Source organism: Achromobacter sp. 46006 (genome assembly GCF_059761975.1).
In genome coordinates this window covers 1-3,790 of record NZ_JCBANN010000118.1, presented here as the reverse complement: position 1 = coordinate 3,790, position 3,790 = coordinate 1, and the positions used below count along the sequence as shown (strand labels likewise).

Genomic DNA, 3,790 nt, shown 5'->3' with positions numbered 1-3,790 from the left:
GCCGTTTCCCGCGGCGGCCGCGCGCCGTGTCCTTCGGGGCCGGCTCCGTCCGCCGCTTTCGTTCTACGGTTTTCCCCTCATGCTCAAACTCATCTTGCGCCGCGTGATCGTCGCGATACCGACCCTGATACTGGTGTCGATGATCGTCTTCATGCTGCAGAAAATCCTGCCCGGCGATCCGGTGCTGACCCTGGCCGGCGAAGAGCGCGATCCGGCCGTGCTGGACTACCTGCGCGACAAGTACCGCCTCAATGATCCGCTGCCGATGCAGTACGCCGCCTGGGCCGGCCAGGTGCTGCAGGGCGACCTGGGCAAGTCGCTGCGCACCGACGTGCCCGTCACCACCCTGATCGCCCAGAAGCTGCCGGTGACGCTGCAACTGGCGGCGATGGCCATGTTCTTCGCGCTGCTGGTGGGCATTCCCATGGGCATCGTCGCCGCCGTGCGCAAGGGCAAGCCGGTCGAGATGGGGGCCAACATCGCCGCCTTGTCGGGCATGTCGATTCCCAATTTCTGGCTCGGCATCATCCTCATCATGGTGGTGTCGGTGCAATGGAAACTGCTGCCGGCCTCGGGCTACGTATCGCCGGCCGAGGACTTCTGGCTGTCGATCAAGACCATGCTGATGCCGTCGCTGGTGCTGTCCACCGCGATCGCCGCCTATCTCATGCGCCACACCCGGTCGGCCATGCTCGAGGCGCTGTCGGCCGACTACGTGCGCACGGCCCGCGCCAAGGGCGTGTCGCCGCGCCAGGTGGTGCTGCGGCACGCGTTGCGCAATGCGCTGATGCCGATCGTCACGCTGGTGACGCTGCTGTTCGGCGAATTGCTGGCCGGCGCGGTGCTGACCGAGCAGGTTTTCACCATCCCCGGCTTCGGCAAGCTGGTGGTCGATGCCGTCTTCACGCGCGACTACGCGGTGGTGCAGGGCGTGGTGCTCTGCGTCGCGGTGGGCTTCATCCTGATGAACCTGCTGGCCGACATCCTGTACATCCTGGTCAATCCCCGCCTGAGGCACGCATGAGCGCACTTCCCGCAACGGCCGCAGCCGTCACGCCGCCCCGCAGCCGCAACCGCGCCTGGGCCAAGTTCAAACGCAACCATGTCGCCATGCTGGGCCTGGGCATCGTGCTGTTTTTCGTGCTGGTGGCGCTGCTGGCGCCGCTGATCGCCAGCCACGACCCGTTCCAGACCAGCTTCACCACCATCCGCAAGGCGCCTTCGGCCGCCCACTGGCTGGGCACCGATGAACTCGGCCGCGACATCTTCAGCCGCATGGTGCATGGCGCGCGCGCCTCGCTCATGGCCGGCCTGGTGTCGGTGCTGATCGCGCTGGTGGTCGGGGTGCCGTTCGGCCTGGCGGCCGGCTATTTCGGCGGCTGGACCGATAGCTGCATCTCGCGCGCCACCGAGGCGCTGCTGGCGATTCCGTTCCTGATCCTGGCGATCGCGCTGGCCGCCTTCCTGGGCCCCAGCCTGACCAACGCCATGATCGCCATCGGCGTGTCGGCCGCGCCCAAGTTCATCCGGCTCACGCGCGGCCAGGTGCTGGCGGTCAAGAGCGAGGACTACGTGCAGAGCGCCCGCGCGCTCGGCGCCTCCGACCTGCGCATCATCTGCCGCCACGTGTTCCCCAACGTGATGCCGCCGCTGATCGTGCAGGCCACCATCACCATCGCCACGGCCATCATCGCCGAGGCCAGCCTGTCGTTCCTGGGCCTGGGGTTGCAGCCGCCGAACCCGTCGTGGGGCTCGATGCTGAACACCGCCAAGAACTTCATGACCCAGGCGCCCTGGATGTCGATCTTCCCCGGATCGGCCATTTTCCTGGTGGTGCTGGGCTTCAATCTGCTGGGCGACGGGCTGCGCGATGCGCTGGACCCCCGTCAGGACAAGTAATCATCATGGCAACCATGGATCCCAAACGCGTCGTCCAGGTCAACGACCTGACCGTGCGCTTCAAAACCCCCGAGCGCGTCGTCGAGGCGGTGCGCAACGTGTCGTTCCACGTCGATCGCGGCGAAACCCTGGCGATCGTGGGCGAGTCCGGCTCGGGCAAGTCCGTCACCTCGCTGGCGCTGATGCGGCTGGTGGAATACGGCGGCGGCCGCATCGTCAACGGCGGCATGCAACTGCGCCGGCGCAACGGCGAGGTGCTGGATCTGGTCAACGCGCCCGACAGCACGCTGCAACGCGTGCGCGGCGCCGACGTGGCCATGATCTTCCAGGAGCCGATGACCTCGCTCAACCCCAGCTTCACGGCCGGCAACCAGATCGCCGAGGCGCTGCAACTGCACCAGGGGCTGGATGCGGCCGCGGCGCGCGCCGAAACGCTGCGCATGCTCGAACGGGTGCGCATCCCCGAGGCCCGCGCCATCCTCGACCGCTATCCGCACCAACTGTCCGGCGGCATGCGCCAGCGCGTCATGATCGCCATGGCGCTGTCCTGCAAGCCGCAACTGCTGATCGCCGACGAGCCCACCACGGCGCTGGACGTCACCATCCAGGCCCAGATCCTGCAGCTGATCCGCCAGTTGCAGGAAGAAATGGACATGGGGGTGATCTTCATCACCCACGACATGGGCGTGGTGGCCGAAGTGGCCGACCGCGTGCTGGTCATGTACCGCGGCGACAAGGTCGAGGAGGGCGGTTCCGACGAAGTCTTCGCGCGGCCGCAGCATGCCTACACCCGCGCCTTGCTGTCGGCCGTGCCGCGCCTGGGCGCCATGCACGGCACCGACGAGCCGGCGCCGTTTCCGCTGCTCAAGGTCGAGGACGCCGCGCGCCAGGCCGCGCCCGCCGAACCGGCCAGGGCGGCGCCGTCCACCGTGCGCCGCGAGAGCGGCCCGGTGCTGAAGGTGCGCGACCTGACCACCACCTTCGACATCACCGGCGGCATCCTCGGCCGCGTGCAAAAGCGCGTGCACGCCGTGGAGAAGGTCAGCTTCGACCTGTATCCTGGCGAGACGCTGTCGCTGGTGGGCGAGTCCGGCTGCGGCAAGACCACCACCGGCCGTTCGCTGCTGCAACTGGTCAAGAGCCGCGGCGGTTCGATCGAGTTCGACGGCCAGAACATCGGCGCGCTGCGCGGCAGCGCCATGCAGACGTTGCGCCGTCACATCCAGTTCATCTTCCAGGATCCGTTCGCCTCGCTCGATCCGCGCATGACGGTCGGCTACTCCATCATGGAGCCGCTGTTGATCCACCGCGTCGCCAGCGGCGCCAAGGCCGAGGAGCGGGTGCGCTGGCTGATGGACAAATGCGGCCTGGCGCCCGAGATGATCGACCGCTATCCGCACGAGTTCTCCGGCGGCCAGCGCCAGCGCATCTGCATCGCGCGCGCCTTGGCGCTCAATCCCAAGGTGGTGATCGCCGACGAATCGGTGTCGGCCCTGGACGTGTCGATCCAGGCGCAGATCGTCAACCTGCTGCTGGACCTGCAGCGCGAACTGGGGGTGTCGTTCCTGTTCATCTCGCACGACATGGCGGTGGTCGAGCGCGTCAGCCACCGCGTGGCGGTGATGTACCTGGGCCAGATCGTCGAGATCGGCCCGCGCCGCGCCATCTTCGAGAATCCGCAGCATCCCTACACGAAGAAGCTGATGGCGGCGGTGCCGATCGCCGATCCGCAGCGCCGCCACCGCGAGCGCTCGCTGCTGGTCGACGAGATCCCCAGCCCGATGCGCAAGCTGGGCGACGAGCCGCTGGTCGAGCCGCTGGTGCAGGTCGGGGAAGGGCACTTCGTCGCGCGTCACTCCATCGGCGTGTACTGACCCCGCGCGTGTCCGCC

The 3,790-nt window shown here is 67.9% G+C and carries 3 protein-coding genes; all 3 read left to right on the top strand.

Annotated elements, in window-relative coordinates; genetic code table 11:
- Positions 1 to 79 precede the first annotated feature (79 nt).
- From AC6LKG_RS26310 to AC6LKG_RS26300, 3 genes are read left to right on the top strand one after another with little or no spacing between them, the layout of a single operon-like run.
- Positions 80 to 1,024: an ABC transporter permease gene (locus AC6LKG_RS26310; RefSeq protein WP_175134577.1), complete on the top strand. Its 945-nt coding sequence runs from the start codon at positions 80 to 82 to the stop codon at positions 1,022 to 1,024.
- Positions 1,021 to 1,899, top strand: a complete 879-nt coding sequence (locus AC6LKG_RS26305; RefSeq protein ID WP_498169891.1) for an ABC transporter permease — start codon at positions 1,021 to 1,023, stop codon at positions 1,897 to 1,899. Before AC6LKG_RS26310 ends, AC6LKG_RS26305 begins: the two co-directional genes overlap by 4 nt.
- Positions 1,900 to 1,913: 14 nt before the next feature.
- Positions 1,914 to 3,773, top strand: a complete 1,860-nt coding sequence (locus AC6LKG_RS26300) for a dipeptide ABC transporter ATP-binding protein (protein ID WP_498169894.1) — start codon at positions 1,914 to 1,916, stop codon at positions 3,771 to 3,773.
- Positions 3,774 to 3,790: the final 17 nt, after the last annotated feature.